Here is a 17,351-nt window from a genome sequence, read left to right as displayed (position 1 = left end):
ACCATTTTTTGTTATCTAACAGCCTGTTATGCGCAAGCATGTCGCTGGCGGGCGTTAGCTGACGGCCGATAAGGAAATGAATGCGGGCATGAAGCTGAAACTGTGGGGTATGTGGCTGGCGGCCGGGTTGTTGGCCGGGTGTTCCGGTTCAGCGCCGGAAAAGGAAGCACAAGTCTCTGAGGCGGGCCAGACGCGGTTGCAACTGGGCCTGGAGTACCTGCAGCAAGGCGACATGGACGCCGCGCGCCAGAACCTGGAAAAGGCGCTGGACGCGGCCCCGCAGGATTACCGCACGCAGTTGGGCATGGCGCTCTACGCGCAGCGGAACGGTGAAAGCGCCGAGGCCGAACAGCGTTATCGGCAAGCGCTCAAACTTGCGCCGGGCAATGGCACCGTATTGAATAATTACGGTGCGTTTCTTTGCGGTTTAGGGCAGTATGTACCGGCGCAACAGCAGTTTAGCGCTGCGGCGCTGGTGCCCGATTATGGCCAGGTCGCCGACAGCCTGGAAAACGCAGGTTACTGTTTTCTCAAGGCCGGACAAAACGATGAGGCGCGCACGCTGTTGAGCCGCGCGCTAAAAGTCGATCCGGACAAAGGCACTCCGCTGTTGGCGGAGGCCGAAAAGCAATTTGGAGAAGGGAAGCGCGCCCAGTCGCAACTTTTATTGGATGTTTATCAGCATGTTCTGCCGGCCAGCGCCAGCAGCTTATGGTTACAGATTCGTTTCGCCGCGTCAGCCGGCCGCCAGGATAGCGTTCAACGCTATGGCAAGCAGCTAGCGCGAAGTTTTCCACAATCCAAACAGTACCAGCAGTTCTTAGCTAATGAATACTGAAGCCTCCCAAGATAAAACCGTATCCATGACGACGGGCCAGCGCCTGCGTCAGGCCCGTGAGCAACTCGGGCTGAGCCAACAGACCGTTGCAGAACGCCTGTGTCTCAAAATGTCCACCGTGCGCGATATCGAGGAAGACAGCGTGTCTGCTGACCTCGCGTCCACCTTCGTGCGCGGCTACATCCGTTCCTACGCCAAGCTGGTGCATCTGCCGGAAGACGAACTGTTGCCGATGCTGGCCAAGCAGGCGCCGTTGAAGATGGCGAAAGTGGCGCCGATGCAAAGCTTCTCGCTGGGCAAGCGCCGCAAGAAACGCGACGGCTGGCTGATGAGCTTCACCTGGCTTATCGTGTTCGTGGTGATCGGCCTGACCGGCGCTTGGTGGTGGCAAAACCACAAGGCGCAGCAGGAAGAGATCGCCACCATGGCCGATCAATCCTCGGCGCAGCTTTCACAGAATAACGAAGGGCAGTCCGTGCCGCTGACCGACGGCAATGCCGACGCCGGCACCAACGTGCCGTTGGTCGACAACAGCGCTACGCCGGCTGATACCGGCGCAGCGGCTCAGACGCCTGCGGCGACCGCCCAGGCGCCGAGCGCGGCCCAGCAGCAGCCTGCCGTGGTGTCGCCAAGCCAGACAACCCTGCCGGAAACCGCGCCGGCGGCACAAGCGCCGTTGCCGACCGCCGATGCGGGCGTGGCTGCGCCGGCGGCCGATCCGAACGCGCTGGTGATGGATTTCTCCGCCGACTGCTGGCTGCAGGTGACCGACGCGAGCGGTAAAACGCTGTTCAGCGGCACCCAGAAGCAAGGTGGCAAGCTGAACCTGACCGGCACTGCGCCGTATAAACTGACCATCGGCGCGCCGGCGGCAGTTCAGATCCAGTATCAGGGTAAACCGGTTGATTTAAGCCGGTTCGTTAAGTCAAACCGTGTTGCTCGCCTGACCGTCGCCGCGCAGTAATCGCGCGGCTGGTCGTGATGTCAGAGCAGCAATGGAGAGTAAGTAATGCATAACCAAGCGCCCATCAACCGTCGAAAATCTACACGCATTTACGTCGGCAAGGTGCCTATTGGTGATGGCGCGCCGATTGCCGTGCAGTCGATGACCAACACCCGTACCACCGATGTTGAAGCAACGGTTAATCAGATCAAAGCGCTGGAGCGCGTGGGCGTCGACATCGTCCGCGTTTCGGTTCCTACCATGGACGCCGCCGAGGCGTTCAAACTGATCAAGCAGCAGGTCAACGTGCCGCTGGTCGCCGATATCCACTTCGATTATCGCATCGCGCTGCAGGTTGCCGAATATGGCGTAGACTGCCTGCGCATCAACCCGGGCAACATCGGCAACGAATCGCGCATTCGCTCGGTGGTGGACTGCGCCCGCGACAAGAACATCCCGATTCGCATCGGCGTCAACGGCGGCTCGCTGGAGAAAGACCTGCAGGAAAAGTACGGCGAACCTACGCCGGAAGCGCTGTTGGAATCCGCCATGCGCCACGTGGACATCCTCGATCGTCTCAACTTCGACCAGTTCAAGGTCAGCGTCAAGGCGTCGGACGTGTTCCTGGCGGTGCAATCCTACCGCTTGCTGGCGTCGCGCATCGATCAGCCGCTGCATCTGGGCATCACCGAAGCCGGCGGCGCGCGCAGCGGGTCGGTCAAATCGGCCATCGGCCTGGGCATGCTGCTGTCTGAAGGCATCGGCGATACCCTGCGCATCTCGCTGGCGGCGGATCCGGTTGAAGAAGTGAAGGTCGGTTTCGACATTCTGAAGTCGCTGCGCATCCGTGCGCGCGGCATCAACTTCATCGCCTGCCCGACCTGTTCGCGTCAGGAGTTCGATGTGATTGGCACGGTGAACGCGCTGGAGCAGCGCCTGGAAGACATCATCACGCCGATGGACGTCTCGATCATCGGTTGCGTGGTGAACGGCCCGGGCGAAGCGCTGGTGTCCACCATGGGTGTGACCGGCGGCCACAAGAAGAGCGGCTTCTATGAAGACGGCGTGCGCCAGAAAGAGCGTTTCGACAACGAACAGATGATCGACCAGCTGGAAGCGAAAATTCGCGCTAAGGCCGCGATGATGGACGAAAGCAACCGCATCACGGTCAACCTGCTGGAAAAATAAGCGTTATCGCTACACGGCGGGCCAGTTGGCCCGCTTGTTTATGAGCCTGAAGGGCAGAAAACCGCATCCGCGTTGAATACCGGGCGGCAAAGTCCCTATAATCGGGTTCATTTTTACAGACAACGGACAGAGAACTCACGTGGCAAAGAACATTCAAGCCATTCGCGGCATGAACGACTACCTGCCGGAAGAAACGGCATTATGGCAGCGTATTGAAGGCACCCTCAAGCAGGTGCTGGGCGGCTACGGTTACAGCGAAATCCGGTTGCCGATTGTAGAGCAGACCCCGTTATTCAAACGCGCGATCGGCGAAGTGACCGACGTCGTGGAAAAAGAGATGTATACCTTCGAAGACCGCAACGGCGAAAGCCTGACGCTGCGTCCGGAAGGGACGGCCGGCTGCGTGCGCGCCGGCATCGAACATGGTCTGCTGTACAATCAGGAACAGCGTCTGTGGTACATCGGCCCGATGTTCCGCTACGAGCGCCCGCAGAAGGGCCGCTATCGCCAGTTCCATCAGCTGGGCGCAGAAGTGTTCGGCCTGCAAGGCCCGGATATCGACGCCGAGTTGATCCTGCTGACCGCCCGCTGGTGGAAAGCGCTGGGCATCGCCGAGCACGTCAAGCTGGAGCTGAACTCCATCGGTTCGCTGGAGGCGCGCGCCAACTACCGCGACGCGCTGGTGGCGTTCCTGGAGCAGCACGTCGAGGTGCTGGACGAAGACTGCAAACGCCGCATGTACAGCAACCCGCTGCGCGTGCTGGACTCCAAGAATCCTGAGGTGCAGGCGCTGTTGAACGATGCGCCGCGCCTGTCCGAGTACCTGGATGAAGAATCCCGTGCTCACTTCGCCGGTCTGTGTGAACTTTTGGCGCAGGCAGGTATCCCATATACCGTTAACGAGCGCCTGGTGCGCGGTCTGGATTACTACAACCGCACCGTGTTTGAGTGGGTGACCACCAGCCTGGGCGCGCAGGGCACCGTCTGCGCGGGCGGCCGTTACGACGGCCTGGTCGAGCAATTGGGCGGCCGCGCCACCCCGGCGGTCGGTTTCGCCATGGGCCTCGAGCGTCTGGTGTTGCTGGTGCAGGCGGTCAACCCGGAATTCAAGGCACCGTCGGCTATCGACGTATACGTCATCTCTTCCGGCGCGGGCACCCAGAGCGCGGCGATGCAGCTGGCTGAACAGGTGCGCGACGCGGCGCCGCAGCTGAAGCTGATGACCAATTACGGCGGCGGCAACTTCAAGAAACAGATCACCCGTGCGGACAAATGGGGCGCGCGCATCGCGCTGATCCTGGGTGAGAGCGAAGTGGCGGCGCAGCAGGTGGTGGTGAAAGACCTGCGCAGTGGTGAACAAGAAACGCTGGCGCAAAGCGAAGTCGCTGCGCGTCTGGCTTTGATGTTAGGTTAAGGAGAAGGACACCGTGGAAGTCTATACCACTGAAAACGAACAAGTCGACGCACTGCGTCGGTTCTTTGTCGAGAACGGCAAAGCGCTGGCGGTGGGCGTGGTGCTCGGAATTGGTGCCCTGGTTGGCTGGCGTTACTGGCAGAGCCATGAAAACTCCAACATGATGGCGGCATCGCAATCCTATCAGGAAGCCAGCGATCGTCTGGCGGCCGGCAAGCCGGATGACGTGGCTGCCGCAGAGAAATTTGTCCAGGCTAACGGCAACAGCTACGGCGTACTGGCCGCGCTGCAGTTGGCCAAGCACTTTGTCGAACAGAATGATTTCGCCAAGGCGGAACAGCAGCTGGTGCTGGCGCAGGGCCAGACCAAAGACGACAACCTGTTGGCGATGATCGACCTGCGTCTGGCGCGTGTCCAGCTGCAGGAGAAAAAGCTGGATGAAGCGCTGAAAACGCTGGATGGCGTGAAAGGCGAAGGCTGGGCGGCGATGATGCAGGATGTGCGCGGCGATGTATTGCTGGCCAAGGGCGACGCCAAGGGCGCGCGCGAAGCTTACAGCAAAGGCATTGAGTCCAATGCTTCTCAGGCGCTGCAGGTTCTGCTGCGCATGAAATTGAATAACTTGTCCAGCTAAGGGGAATTCCCATGCAATTGCGTAAAACACTCTTGGTCGGACTGGTTTCCGCTGCCTTGCTGAGTGGTTGCTCGCTGTTTAACAGCGAAGAAGACGTGGTTACCATGTCGCCGTTGCCGAAAGTTGAAAATCAGTTCACGCCGAGCAAGGCGTGGAGTACCTCGGTGGGCGACGGCATCGGTGAGTATTACTCCCACCTGCGTCCGGCCTATCAGGACAGCACCATTTACGCCGCCGATCGCTTTGGCATCGTGAAAGCGATGGACGCCGACAGCGGCAACGAGAAGTGGAAGGTCAACCTCTCCGAGAAGACCGGCTTCTTCTCCAGCAACCTGTCTGCGCTGCTGTCGGGCGGCCTGACGGTTGCGGGCGACAAGGTTTACGTCGGCAGCGAAAAAGCGGTGGTTTACGCATTGAACACCGCCGACGGCGCCATCGCCTGGCAGACCAAAGTGGCCGGCGAAGCGATTTCACGTCCGGTTATCAGCGACGGCATGGTGTTGGTGCACACCTCCAACGGCATGCTGCAGGCGCTGAACGAAGCCGACGGCGCGGTGAAGTGGACGGTTAACCTGGACATGCCTTCGCTGTCGCTGCGCGGTGAATCCGCGCCGGCCGTCGCCTTTGGCGCCGCCATCGTCGGCGGTGACAACGGCCGCGTCAGCGCCGTGCTGATGCAGCAGGGCCAACTGATCTGGCAACAGCGCATTTCTCAGCCGAGCGGCGCGACCGAAATCGATCGCCTGAACGACGTGGACACCACGCCGGTAATCGTTGACGGCGTGGTCTACGCGCTGGGTTACAACGGCAACCTGACGGCGCTGGATCTGCGTTCCGGTCAGATCATCTGGAAACGCGAGCTGGGTTCGGTGAATGATTTCATCGTCGACGCGGGCCGCATCTACCTGATCGACCAGAACGATCGCGTGGTGGCGCTCAGCACCGAAGGCGGCGTGACCGTGTGGACGCAAAGCGATCTGCTGCACCGCAACCTGACGCCGCCGGTGATGTATAATGGTTATCTGGTGACCGGTGACGCCGAAGGCTATCTGCACTGGGTCAACACCACCGATGGCCGTTTTGTCGCCCAGCAGGAAGTGGACAGCTCCGGCTTCCTGTCTGCGCCGATGGTGGCCGGCGACAAGCTGGTCATCCAGGCTCGCGGCGGGAAAGTTTACGCTTTCACCCGCTAACGCCGCTCGTCGTGATCCTTCTTGCGCCCGAAAGATTTCGGGTTGCAGCCAGGCGGCAAGCGCATGAGTCCTCGGGAGCTTAGTGAGCTAAGTGACCGAGGCGAAGGTGCGCAGACAACGCCGCTGTGGCGCGAAAGATGAAGGGGAAAACGGCTCCTGAATGTTCAGGGGCCGTTTCGTATTTTATAAGCTGCACCGCTGGTGTCTATCCACAGTGCAGTAACGCATTGATTATTAAGTAATGAGGCTTCAACAATGATACCTGTCGTCGCGCTGGTCGGGCGCCCGAATGTGGGTAAATCCACCTTGTTCAACCGTTTAACCCATACGCGTGATGCGCTGGTGGCGGATTTCCCGGGGCTGACGCGTGACCGCAAGTATGGTCGTGCTGAAATCGAAGGCAATGAATTCATCATCGTCGATACCGGTGGCATCGACGGCACCGAAGACGGCGTCGAAACGCGCATGGCCGGTCAGTCGCTGCTGGCGATCGAAGAAGCGGACATCGTGCTGTTCATGGTCGACGCCCGCGCCGGCCTGATGCCGGCGGATCAGGGCATCGCCCAGCACCTGCGCAGCCGCCAAAAGGCGACCTTCCTGGTGGCCAACAAGACCGACGGCCTGGATCCGGACACCGCCACCGCCGATTTCTACTCGCTCGGCCTGGGTGAAGTGTTCGCTATCGCCGCTTCTCACGGCCGTGGCGTGACCCAGCTGATTGAACACGTGCTGGTGCCGTTCGTGCCGGAAAAACCGGAAGACGTCGAGCTGACCGAGGAAGAGGCCAACGCCGCTTACTGGGCCGAGCAAAACGGTGAAACGCTGGAAGGCGAAGAAGACGAAGAGCCGGAAGAAGCGTTCAACCCGCAGGATCTGCCGATCAAACTGGCGATCGTCGGCCGCCCGAACGTCGGTAAGTCTACGCTCACTAACCGTATCCTCGGCGAGGAGCGCGTGGTGGTGTATGACATGCCGGGCACTACCCGCGACAGCATCTACATTCCGATGGTGCGCGACGAACGCGAATATGTGCTGATCGACACCGCCGGGGTGCGTAAACGCGGCAAGGTGACTGAAACCGTCGAGAAGTTCTCGGTGATCAAGACCCTGCAGGCGATTGAAGACGCCAACGTGGTGCTGCTGGTGATCGACGCGCGTGAAGGCATCTCCGATCAGGATCTCTCGCTGCTCGGCTTTATCCTCAACAGTGGGCGCTCACTGGTGATTGCGGTCAACAAGTGGGACGGCATGAGCGAAGAAGATCGCGAGCACGTGAAAGAGATGCTAGATCTGCGTCTGGGCTTCGTCGACTTCGCGCGCGTGCACTTTATTTCCGCCCTGCACGGCAGCGGTGTCGGCAACCTGTTCGAATCGGTACAGGAAGCCTACGAGTGCGCAACCCGTCGCGTAAACACCTCGATGCTGACCAAAATAATGCAGATGGCGGTTGACGATCACCAGCCGCCGTTGGTGCGCGGCCGCCGCGTGAAGCTGAAATACGCTCACGCCGGCGGTTACAACCCGCCGATCGTGGTGATCCACGGCAACCAGGTCAGCGATCTGGCCGATTCGTACAAGCGCTATCTGATGAACTACTTCCGCCGCTCGCTGAACGTGATGGGGACGCCGATCCGCATCCAGTTCAAAGAGGGTGACAACCCGTTCGCCGGCAAACGCAACCTGCTGACGCCGACCCAGATGCGTAAGCGCAAGCGCCTGATGAGCCATCTGAAAAAGAGCAAGTAATTGCTCATGAGGGGCGCGGCAGTGATGCCGCGCCCCTTTTTTATTGGCCCGAAATCGTTTTATTATCTGAAGATTACCTCGCCTGCCTGAAGGAACACCATGTCCTGGGAAACCTGGAGTTTTGCGTTCAACGTCACCGTGCCGAATCTGCTGATGATGCTGCTGGGGATCCTGCTACGCCATTGGCGCCTGATGGATGACCGCTTTGTCGACGGCGCGACCCGCCTGGTGTTCAATCTGGCGCTGCCGTGCCTGCTGTTTTTCAGCATCGCCACCAACCACCCGCAGCTGCTCGGCAACCTGCCGCTGGTGCTGTTCGGCGCGGTCGGCACGCTGGCGACCTTCCTGCTCTTGGAGCTGGCGGCCAAGTGGCTGGTGAAAGAACCGCGTGAGCGCGGGGTGTTCGTGCAGGGCGGTTTCCGCGCCAATACCGCCATCGTCGGCCTGGCCTACGCCATGACCGCCTATGGCAGCGAAGGCATTGCGCTCGCCTCGCTGTACCTGACGGTGACGGTGATTCTGTTCAACATACTGTCGGTGATCACCCTCACGCGCAGCCTACAGGGTGGGCAGGGCAAGAAAATCAGCCACCTGTCGCTGCTGCGCAGCATCGTTACCAACCCGCTGATCATCGGCCTGGTGTGCGGGCTGCTGTATGCGCAAACCGGGCTGGGCATCCCGACCGTGATCCGCCAGACCGGCAGCTATATCTCCGCGCTGTCGCTGCCGCTGGCACTGCTGTGCACCGGCGCCAGCCTGGATTTTCGCGCCATGTTCCGCTCGTCCAACGTGGCGGCGCTGTCGTCGGCGGCCAAGCTGTTTCTGGTGCCGTTCCTGATGACGCTGGCCGGCTGGCTGTGCGGGTTTCAGGGGGCGGCGCTGGGCATTATCTTCCTGTTTTCCGCCACGCCGACCGCTTCGGGCAGCTATGTGATGACGCGCGCCATGGGCGGCAACGCCACGCTGGCGGCCAACATTATCGCTATCACCACCGTCGGGTCGTTCTTCACCACCGCGTTGGGGATCTATTTCTTGCGCTCATGGGGCGCGATTTAACCTGGGAGCCGTTATGGATGCGCATTGTCCGCACTGTCGTCAAACCATGAAGTGGGTAGCGGGTCATTACCATTGTGAAGCCTGCCTCTGCGATTATCGGCAGCTGGCGAGCTGCCCGGAGTGCGGGCAGCCGCTGCAAGAATTGAAAGCCTGCGGGGCGGTGGATTACCTGTGCCAGAACGGGCACGGGCTGATCTCCAAAAAACGGGTGAATTTCAGCTATCAGCCGCTGTAAGCCCTCACTCATCCACCTGGCCGGTTTTCCACAAATCCACCAGCGCCTGCGGCGCGCTGCTTTCCGGGATTAACAGCACGATCTCGGTGCTCAGGGTGGGGCTGGTGTAGTTGATCTGTACGCGGTAGTAGCGCTGGTCGCCGCAGCCGGGGGAGGTGGGTTGGCCCTCTTCCTGGGCGTACGGCAGCGTCTGATTCAGCAACTGATTCAGGCGCTGCCGTTGCTCCGGCGTGATATCGGCCAGCGCAATGCGGCGCTGGCCCGCCAGTTTGGGAATGTAGGCGAAGCCTCCCTCGCGCGCCAGCTCAATGACCGTATCCTGATTGAGCGTCGGCAGCGGTTTCATTACTCCACCCCCACCTGATGCCAGGCCTGTTGCACCTTGTCCGCCACGCTTTGATCGAAACGCGCCTGCGCGTGTTTCACCGTGGCGCGGGCGAAGGTGGCGAAGTCGGCGTTTTGTGGCAGCGCTTTGTCGCACACCGTGTCATACCAGACGTAGCCGGCTTTTTCCCAGGCGAAGCCGCCCAGCGCGGTTGCCGCCAGGTAGAACGCGCGGTTGGGAATGCCGGAGTTGAGGTGTACGCCGCCGTTGTCTTCCTTGGTCTGGATATAATCCTTCATGCTGGCGGGCTGCGGGTCTTTGCCCAGCAGCGGGTCGTCGTAGGCGGTGCCGGGTGCCGACATCGAGCGCAGCCCTTTGCCTTTGATGCCCTTGGCGAGCAGCCCGGCGCCGATCAGCCAGTCGGCTTTATCCGCGGTTTGCTGCAGGTGGAACTGCTTGACCAACGAGCCGAATACGTCGGACAGCGACTCATTGAGCGCGCCGGACTGCTGGTAGTAGATCAGCCCAGCCTCGCTCTCGGTCACGCCGTGCGCCAGCTCGTGGCCGACCACGTCGATGGCGATGGTGAAACGGTTGAAGATCTCGCCGTCGCCGTCGCCGAACACCATCTGCTGGCCGTTCCAGAAAGCGTTCTGGTACTCCTTGCCGTAGTGCACACTGCCGACCAGCGGCAGCCCTTTATTATCCAGCGAATTGCGCCGGTAGGCCTGCCAGAAGAAATCGTAGGTGACGCCGAGATAGTCGTAGGCCTCGTCCACCGCCACGTCGTGGTTGCTGGGCTGCCCCTCCTTGCGCACCTGTTTGCCGGGCAGTTGGGTGCCGTTCTGGGCGTCGTAGATATCGCGGAGCGCTTCGCCGGCTCGGGCGTTTTTCTCGGTCGGTGAACGCAGCGGCTTGTTGCCGAGCAGGCTTTGCACGTGGTTCAGGGTGTGCAGCGCGCAGTCGCGCTGCGGGGCGTTACCGTGTTCAATAATGCGGCGCAGCATGTAGGGAGGAATGACGGAACGCATGCGCTGGGCTGGCATACTGGCTCTCCTTAGGCAAAAAATTTACCTCATCGAATGAATGCACTGAGCCTAAGTGTAGCCTACTCGTCATAAAGCCTGTGGTCATGCGTGCTCACCGCAGGGGTGGTCTTGTGGGGACTGATGCGCCGCACCGAGGCGCGTACCGCCAGCCGGCCGTGCAGCAGCAGATTGCACGGCGGCGCGTCGGCGCGCAGCATGCGCCGCTGCAGCAGCTGGATCGCCTCGTAGCCCAGCTCATCGCGCGGCACCTGCACCGAGGTCAGCGGCACATCGTGGATTTCTGCCAGATTGAAGCCGTCGGTGCTCATCACCGAGACGTCGCCCGGCACGCTCAGCCCCCGCTTGTTGAGCGCCTTGACCGCCCCGACCGCCATGTAGTCGCCGCCGGCCAGGATCGCCGTCGGCAGCGGGGAGTGGCCGTGGAGGCCATCGAGATAGGTGGTCAGCGCCTGCTCGGCCTCTTCACTGCCGAAGCCGGAGGTGGTGACCAGATGGCGGCCATCGTCGAACGGCAAATGATGCCGGGCGTAGGCCTGCCGGATGCCCGCCAGCCGCAGCTCCATGGTGTGGCGGCGCAGACACTGCAGATTGAGGATATGGCTATGCCCCTGCTGAAACAGGTAGCTGGCGGAATAGTCGCCGATCAGCTGATGATCCGGCGAGACGCTGTCCAGCCGCATCTGCCGATCGCTGCAGTTGATCAGCACGCAGGGCTTGTGCAGATCGGCGGCCAGGGTGTGGATATGCTCGTCGTCGATGCCGATGATCAGCGCCGCTTCGGTGTGCGGGTCGCTCATCTTTTCCAGAAACAGCGCGCCGTCGCTGTGCCGTTCTTCCAGCCCGCAGTAGCGGATGCGCACCTCGTGCTCCATCAGTGCGGCGGCAATGCCCTGAATGACCTTGTAGTAGAAGATGTCGGTGCGCACGTCGAACGCGCGCTGCGGCGCGAACACCATCACGTTGTTCAGCATCAGCCGGCCGCTGGAAATGCCCTGCAGAATGCCGTTTTGCTGCGCACAGTCCAGCACCTTACGGCGCGCCTCGGCGCTGGTGTTGGCCTTACCCGCCAGCACGCGGGAAACGGTGCTGATCGACAACCCGGTTTGGCGAGCGATCTCCTGAATTTTCAGCTTTCCGTTCATTTTGTGATCTCCTTCAAATTCGTCCATGAGAATATTTTCACTGCGCATTTTCAGCGTCTTGACCGGCTTTCATGCCCATTATGGCTATTTTTTCACCCACCCGTGAAAATATTTGCAAAAAACTCCGTTTCGCTGCGCGCTATCGCTGAGTAGTCTGCATTGGTACACCAATTTTACCGACCTGTCAGTCCAATTTTAACGGTGTGCGAAAAAGAAAACAAAAAATAAATCATGGGGTTGTGATTGTCTGTCGGCCAATGATACGGCGCCGACCCGTTTTCATCGTCCCGTGTTTGATAGCGCAACGTACCCTACCAAAACGCGCGTCGCCGTAGCCGGTGGCCGCGGGGAGAGAACCGATGAGTGTGGAGATCAATCAGGCGGTCGCGCAGAGCGGCCGGCGCAAGTTCAAATCGCTGCGCTGGTGGATGCTGGCGCTGTTCTTGCTGGGCGTGACGGTCAATTACATCACCCGCAACTCGCTGGGCATTCTGGCGCCGGAGCTGAAAACCAGCCTGAACATGAGCACCGAGCAATATGCCTGGGTGGTGGCGTCGTTCCAACTGGCCTACACGGTGTTCCAGCCGATCTGTGGCTGGCTGATCGACGTTATCGGCCTGAAGATGGGCTTTCTGATCTGCGCCGGCATTTGGGCGGTGGTATGCATGTTGCACGCCGGCGCCGGCAGCTGGCTGCAACTGGCCATTCTGCGCTTCTTCATGGGGGGCGCGGAGGCGGCGGCCACCCCGGCCAACGCCAAGGCGATCTCCGATTGGTTCCCGAAGAAGGAGCGGCCGATCGCTGCCGGCTGGGCGGGCGTCGGTTTCTCCATCGGCGCCATGCTGGCCCCGCCGATCATCGTCATCGCTCACGTCTCCTTCGGCTGGCAAGGCGCCTTCCTGTTCTCCGGCGGGCTGGCGCTGATCTGGGTGGTGCTGTGGTGGCTGTTCTACCACTCGCCGCAGCAGCACCCGAACCTCAGCCAGCAAGAATTGGATCTGATCCGCGAAGACAACGAGCCGGTGTTGCCGAAGCTGCCGTTTCTCACCTCGCTGGCCAGCCTGTGCAAGAACAAGAAATTCTACGGCATCGCCATCCCGGCCTTTCTCGCCGAGCCGGCCTGGGCGGTCTTCAGCTTCTGGGTGCCGCTGTACCTGGCCACCGAACGCGGCATGGATCTGAAACAGATCGCGATGTTCGCCTGGCTGCCGTTCCTGGCGGCGGATATCGGCAGCGTCGCCAGCGGCTATCTCACCACCCTGTACCGCAAATGGTTCGGCTGCAGCCGCGTTAACTCGGTGGTCGCCAGCTCGGTGACCGGCGCTTTCCTGATGGTGTCGCTGGCGTTTGTCGCGATCACCCAAGATCCCTATGTGGCGATCGCGCTGATCTCGATCGGCGGATTCGGCCACCAGGTGATCTCCTGCATGCTCAGCGCCCTGGTGGTGGAATCGTTCGATAAGAATCAAATGGCGACGGTGAACGGCATGCGCGGCTCCAGCGCCTGGATCGCCAGTTTCCTGTTCACGCTCCTGATCGGCGCAGTATCCGACACCCTCGGCTTTAACCCGCTGTTTATCGCGATGGGCTTCTTCGATTTGATCGGCGCCCTGTTCCTGATCGCCCTGATTGCCGAGCGCGGCGGTAAGAAAACCCCTTCACACAGCTAAGTGGAATATTTATGAAAACCTTGAAAAATTGGACATTGGCGGCGCAGCATGCGGACCACGTCGAGCTGCTGGTCGATGAACGCCACCGTTTCTGCCTGTACGTGCTGGAAGACGGTCTGTTCCGCGTGTTGATCAAACGTGAGGGCGGGCTGGCGCTGGATCGCACTTGGAGCATTGCGCCGCAAGAGGATGTGCCCTGGGAGGGGCGCGATCGGCTCAGCGTCGCCGGTTTCAGCCTGCCGGGCTATCAGCTGCGTCGGGAGGGCGATCGGCTGGTGGTCAGCACGCCGCTGCTGCGCGTGACGGTGCATCAGCCGCTGTGGCTGGCGTGGGAGTATTGCACCGCCGACGGCGAGTGGCGGCCGCTGGCGTCGGATCGGCCGACCAGCGCCTACCTGCTCAATGCGCACGGCGACGGCGTGGCGCATTACCAGCGGCGTTTCGCCGATGAGCGCTATTACGGCCTGGGGGAGAAGGCCGGCGATCTGGAACGCACCGGCCGCCGCTTTGAGATGCGCAATCTGGACGCCATGGGCTACAACGCCGCCAGCACCGATCCGCTGTACAAGCACATTCCGTTTACCATCACCCGCGGGCCGGAGGCGAGCTTCGGCCTGTTCTACGATAACCTGAGCAGCTGCTGGCTGGATCTGGGCAACGAGATAGACAACTACCACGCGGCCTACCGCCGCTATCAGGCCGAATCGGGCGATCTGGATTACTACCTGTTCCTCGGGCCGAAGGTTTTGGACGTCACCAAGGCCTTCGTGCGCCTGACCGGCCGCACCCACTTCGGGCCGAAGTGGAGCCTGGGCTACAGCGGTTCGACCATGCACTACACCGACGCGCCGGACGCCCAGCAGCAGCTGCAGCAGTTCATCGCGCTGTGCCGTCAACACGCCATACCCTGCGACTCTTTCCAGCTGTCGTCGGGCTACACCTCGATCAATAACAAGCGCTACGTGTTCAACTGGAACTACGACAAGGTGCCGCAGCCCAAGCTGCTCAGCCAGGCGTTTCACGACGCCGGCCTCAGGCTGGCGGCCAACATCAAGCCATGCCTGCTGCAGGATCACCCGCAGTATCAGGCGGTGGCGGCGCAGGGGCTGTTTATCCGCGATTCGCAAAGCGACGCACCGGAGCGCTCCAGCTTCTGGGACGACGAGGGATCGCACCTCGACTTCACCAACCCGGCGGCGGTGCGCTGGTGGCAGCAGGGCGTCACGCAGCAGCTGCTGGAGATGGGCATCGACTCGACCTGGAACGACAACAACGAATACGAAGTGTGGGACGGCGAAGCGCGCTGCCACGGCTTCGGGCGGCCGATCGCCATCAAGCATATCCGACCGGTGATGCCATTGCTGATGATGCGCGCCTCGATGGAGGCCCAGCAGCGCTTCGCGCCGCAGCGGCGGCCGTACTTGATCTCGCGCTCCGGCTGCGCCGGCATGCAGCGCTATGTGCAGACCTGGAGCGGCGACAACCGCACCAGTTGGCAGACGCTGCGCTACAACATCCGCATGGGGCTGGGCATGAGCCTGTCCGGGCTGTATAACCTCGGCCACGACGTCGGCGGCTTCTCCGGCGACAAACCGGACGCGGAGCTGCTGGTGCGCTGGGTGCAAAACGGCGTGATGCATCCGCGTTTCACTATCCACTCCTGGAACGACGACGCCACGGTCAACGAGCCCTGGATGTACCCGGCCGCCACCCCGGCGGTGCGCGAGGCGATCAACCTGCGTTACCGGCTGCTGCCGTATTTCTACACCCTGCTATGGCAGGCCTGCGCCGACGATGAACCGATGCTGCGCCCGACCTTCCTCGATCATGAACAGGATGCGCGCGCCTTCGGCGAGAACGACGATTTTCTGATCGGCCGCGATCTGCTGGTGGCCAGCGTGGTGGAACCGGGGCAGCGCCGGCGTTCGGTGTATCTGCCGGACAACGGCGAAGGCTGGTACTGCTTCTACAGCGGCCAGTGGTTCGGCGGCGGCCAGACGGTAACGCTGGCGGCGCCGCTGGAGCGTCTGCCGCTGCTGGTGCGCGCCGGGGCAGCGCTGCCGCTGTCGCAGCGGCTGGCGCATGTGGACGTGGCCGCCGACGATCGGCGCGAGCTGCGGCTGTTTCCGCTCAAGGGCTGCGGTGCAAGCCGTGGGCTGCTGTTTGAGGACGACGGTGAAAGCGACGGCTGGCGGCAGGGCGATGCGCTGTGGCTGCGCTGGGAAATGCGCTGCGACAATCAGCGCATTATGCTGGATATCACGACGGAAGGGCATTTCCGCCCGGCTTGGCGCACGCTGACGCTCAGCCTGCCGGAAGGTGAAACGCGCGCGCTGTGGGTGAACGGCGAACCGGGCGAGCGTTTTACGCTGGAGTAGGAGGGTTACTCGGCCGCGCGCTTCTTGCGCGGCTTTTTGGCGACGGTGATGGTTTTCACCTCGCTTTCCACCCAGCCATCCTGCAGGCGGGTTTTCAGCAGTTCGCCGACCTGCGCCTGCTTGGTGGTTTTCAGCAGCTCGCCGCGCGGAGTTTGCGTCACGCTGTAGCCGCGCGCCAGCGTCGCCAACGGGCTGACGGTTTCCAGTTGGCTGCAGGCCACGCCGAAGCGCTGGCGGTAGGAGTTGAGCTGCCGCTCCATCGCCTGCTGCAGACGGTATTCCTGCTGCTGTACGCGCTGTTGGTAGCGGTGAATGCGGCCCTGCGGCTGCACCTGCGCCAGCCGCTGCTGGGCGCGTTCGCTGCGGCGGGCGGCCAGGCGCAGCTGTTGCTGCATGCCGTCTTCCATCCGGCGCTGCAGCTTGAACAGCAGCGTCTGCTGGCGCGCCAGGCGCAGATGCGGATGCTGCTGCTGTAAACGGTGGTGAATGCGGGTGAACTGCTGCTGGCGCTGCGCCAGATAGTAATCCATCGCCATCTCCAGCCGCTGCTGCTGCGACTGCAGCTGGCGCAACAGCTCAAGCTGATTGCGGCTGACCAGTTCGGCGGCGGCGGAAGGGGTCGGCGCGCGCAGATCGGCGACGAAGTCGGCGATGGTGACGTCGGTTTCATGGCCGACGGCGCTGACGATCGGAATGCGGCTGGCGAAGATCGCCCGCGCCACGCGTTCGTCGTTGAAGCTCCACAGATCTTCCAGCGAACCGCCGCCGCGGCCGACGATCAGCACGTCGCATTCATCGCGGCGGTTGGCGGTCTCGATGGCGCGCACGATTTGCATCGGCGCTTCCGCGCCCTGCACCGAGGTGGGGTAGATGACGATCGGCAGCGATGGATCGCGCCGCTGCAACACCTGCAGGATATCGTGCAGCGCCGCGCCGCTGGCGGAGGTGATCACCCCGACGCGTTTGGCCGGGGCGGGCAGCGGCTGCTTGAACTGCTGATCGAACAGCCCTTCGGCGCTCAGGCGCTGTTTCAGCTGCTCGAACTGTTGCTGCAGCAGGCCGTCGCCGGCGGGCTGCATGCTCTCGGCGATCAGCTGGTAGTCGCCGCGCGGTTCATACAGCGTGATGCTGGCGCGCACCAGGACCTGCTGGCCGTTTTGCGGCCGGAAGGTGACGCGGCGGTTGCTGTTGCGGAACATCGCGCAGCGCACCTGGGCGCGGTCGTCTTTCAGCGTGAAATACCAGTGGCCGGAGGCGGGCTGGGAGAGGTTGGAGATCTCGGCGGAGAGCCAAATCTGCCCCATTTCCATTTCCAGCAGTTGGCGAACCGTCTGATTGAGGCGGCTTACGGTAAAAATGGAAGGCGAAACAGGTAGCGACATGTGACCCAGATCAAATTTCAAAACAATCACTTAATTGGTCGATACTACATGGCTGAAAAAGGTAATCAAGACTTTTTGTAAGAAAGTGCTGGAGGCAACCGATTCCGCTCTGTATAATGCCGCGGCAATATTTTATCTTTTTCACAGCCCACCCTGGT

15 protein-coding genes are annotated in these 17,351 nt (G+C 61.7%); 11 read left to right on the top strand and 4 right to left on the bottom strand.

The window, feature by feature from the left end; genetic code table 11:
- The first annotated feature begins 88 nt into the window (after positions 1 to 88).
- The 9 genes from pilW to ACSJLU_RS18695 all read left to right on the top strand — a co-directional run bounded on the left by pilW (position 89) and on the right by ACSJLU_RS18695 (position 9,247).
- The gene (gene pilW, locus ACSJLU_RS18735; protein ID WP_127146618.1) at positions 89 to 838 is read left to right on the top strand and encodes a type IV pilus biogenesis/stability protein PilW; all 750 of its coding nucleotides are present in this window, start codon (positions 89 to 91) and stop codon (positions 836 to 838) included.
- Entirely contained in the window at positions 828 to 1,802 is a 975-nt protein-coding gene (gene rodZ / locus ACSJLU_RS18730) for a cytoskeleton protein RodZ (RefSeq protein ID WP_025303910.1), read from the top strand. Before pilW ends, rodZ begins: the two co-directional genes overlap by 11 nt.
- A 45-nt stretch (positions 1,803 to 1,847) precedes the next feature.
- Positions 1,848 to 2,969, top strand: a complete 1,122-nt coding sequence (gene ispG, locus ACSJLU_RS18725) for a flavodoxin-dependent (E)-4-hydroxy-3-methylbut-2-enyl-diphosphate synthase (protein WP_016929756.1) — start codon at positions 1,848 to 1,850, stop codon at positions 2,967 to 2,969.
- Positions 2,970 to 3,108: 139 nt separating this feature from the next.
- The gene (gene hisS, locus ACSJLU_RS18720) at positions 3,109 to 4,383 is read left to right on the top strand and encodes a histidine--tRNA ligase (RefSeq protein ID WP_025303909.1); all 1,275 of its coding nucleotides are present in this window, start codon (positions 3,109 to 3,111) and stop codon (positions 4,381 to 4,383) included.
- Between the two features lie 13 nt (positions 4,384 to 4,396).
- Positions 4,397 to 5,017 carry a YfgM family protein gene (locus ACSJLU_RS18715; RefSeq protein ID WP_025303908.1) on the top strand — a complete coding sequence of 207 codons (621 nt, stop codon included), beginning with the start codon at positions 4,397 to 4,399 and terminating at the stop codon, positions 5,015 to 5,017.
- A gap of 11 nt (positions 5,018 to 5,028) precedes the next feature.
- On the top strand, positions 5,029 to 6,210 hold the full coding sequence (gene bamB / locus ACSJLU_RS18710; RefSeq protein WP_025303907.1) for an outer membrane protein assembly factor BamB: 1,182 nt from the start codon (positions 5,029 to 5,031) through the stop codon (positions 6,208 to 6,210).
- 255 nt (positions 6,211 to 6,465) lie between these two features.
- Positions 6,466 to 7,956 carry a ribosome biogenesis GTPase Der gene (gene der, locus ACSJLU_RS18705; RefSeq protein ID WP_004941442.1) on the top strand — a complete coding sequence of 497 codons (1,491 nt, stop codon included), beginning with the start codon at positions 6,466 to 6,468 and terminating at the stop codon, positions 7,954 to 7,956.
- Positions 7,957 to 8,055: 99 nt separating this feature from the next.
- Positions 8,056 to 9,012: an AEC family transporter gene (locus tag ACSJLU_RS18700; protein ID WP_025303906.1), complete on the top strand. Its 957-nt coding sequence runs from the start codon at positions 8,056 to 8,058 to the stop codon at positions 9,010 to 9,012.
- A 13-nt stretch (positions 9,013 to 9,025) separates the two neighbouring features.
- Positions 9,026 to 9,247 carry a zinc ribbon domain-containing protein gene (locus ACSJLU_RS18695; RefSeq protein ID WP_049296119.1) on the top strand — a complete coding sequence of 74 codons (222 nt, stop codon included), beginning with the start codon at positions 9,026 to 9,028 and terminating at the stop codon, positions 9,245 to 9,247.
- A 4-nt stretch (positions 9,248 to 9,251) separates the two neighbouring features.
- Here ACSJLU_RS18695 and ACSJLU_RS18690 read toward each other — a convergent pair whose 3' ends face one another.
- From ACSJLU_RS18690 to ACSJLU_RS18680, 3 genes are all read right to left on the bottom strand, one after another.
- Positions 9,252 to 9,593, bottom strand: coding sequence for a protealysin inhibitor emfourin (locus ACSJLU_RS18690; protein WP_033635587.1), 342 nt, complete (start codon positions 9,591 to 9,593; stop codon positions 9,252 to 9,254).
- Positions 9,593 to 10,618, bottom strand: coding sequence for a M4 family metallopeptidase (locus tag ACSJLU_RS18685; RefSeq protein ID WP_033644087.1), 1,026 nt, complete (start codon positions 10,616 to 10,618; stop codon positions 9,593 to 9,595). The genes ACSJLU_RS18690 and ACSJLU_RS18685 overlap by 1 nt, the downstream gene beginning before the upstream one ends.
- Before the next feature lie 62 nt (positions 10,619 to 10,680).
- On the bottom strand, positions 10,681 to 11,763 hold the full coding sequence (locus ACSJLU_RS18680) for a LacI family DNA-binding transcriptional regulator (RefSeq protein ID WP_380826110.1): 1,083 nt from the start codon (positions 11,761 to 11,763) through the stop codon (positions 10,681 to 10,683).
- 359 nt (positions 11,764 to 12,122) lie between these two features.
- On the opposite strand from ACSJLU_RS18680, the gene ACSJLU_RS18675 reads away from it, so the two are divergent.
- Positions 12,123 to 13,433, top strand: coding sequence for an MFS transporter (locus ACSJLU_RS18675; protein WP_099816858.1), 1,311 nt, complete (start codon positions 12,123 to 12,125; stop codon positions 13,431 to 13,433).
- Between the two features lie 11 nt (positions 13,434 to 13,444).
- Positions 13,445 to 15,811: a glycoside hydrolase family 31 protein gene (locus ACSJLU_RS18670; RefSeq protein ID WP_380826106.1), complete on the top strand. Its 2,367-nt coding sequence runs from the start codon at positions 13,445 to 13,447 to the stop codon at positions 15,809 to 15,811.
- A 5-nt stretch (positions 15,812 to 15,816) separates the two neighbouring features.
- Here the strand turns inward: ACSJLU_RS18670 and xseA are convergent, their stop codons facing one another.
- Complete coding sequence (xseA, locus tag ACSJLU_RS18665; protein WP_380826105.1) at positions 15,817 to 17,193, bottom strand: exodeoxyribonuclease VII large subunit; 1,377 nt, start codon at positions 17,191 to 17,193, stop codon at positions 15,817 to 15,819.
- Between the last annotated feature and the right edge of the window lie 158 nt (positions 17,194 to 17,351).

Origin of the sequence: Serratia bockelmannii, assembly GCF_051803255.1 — a bacterium.
GTDB classification, from domain to species: domain Bacteria; phylum Pseudomonadota; class Gammaproteobacteria; order Enterobacterales; family Enterobacteriaceae; genus Serratia; species Serratia bockelmannii.
This window is presented reverse-complemented; position numbering and strand designations above follow the sequence as displayed.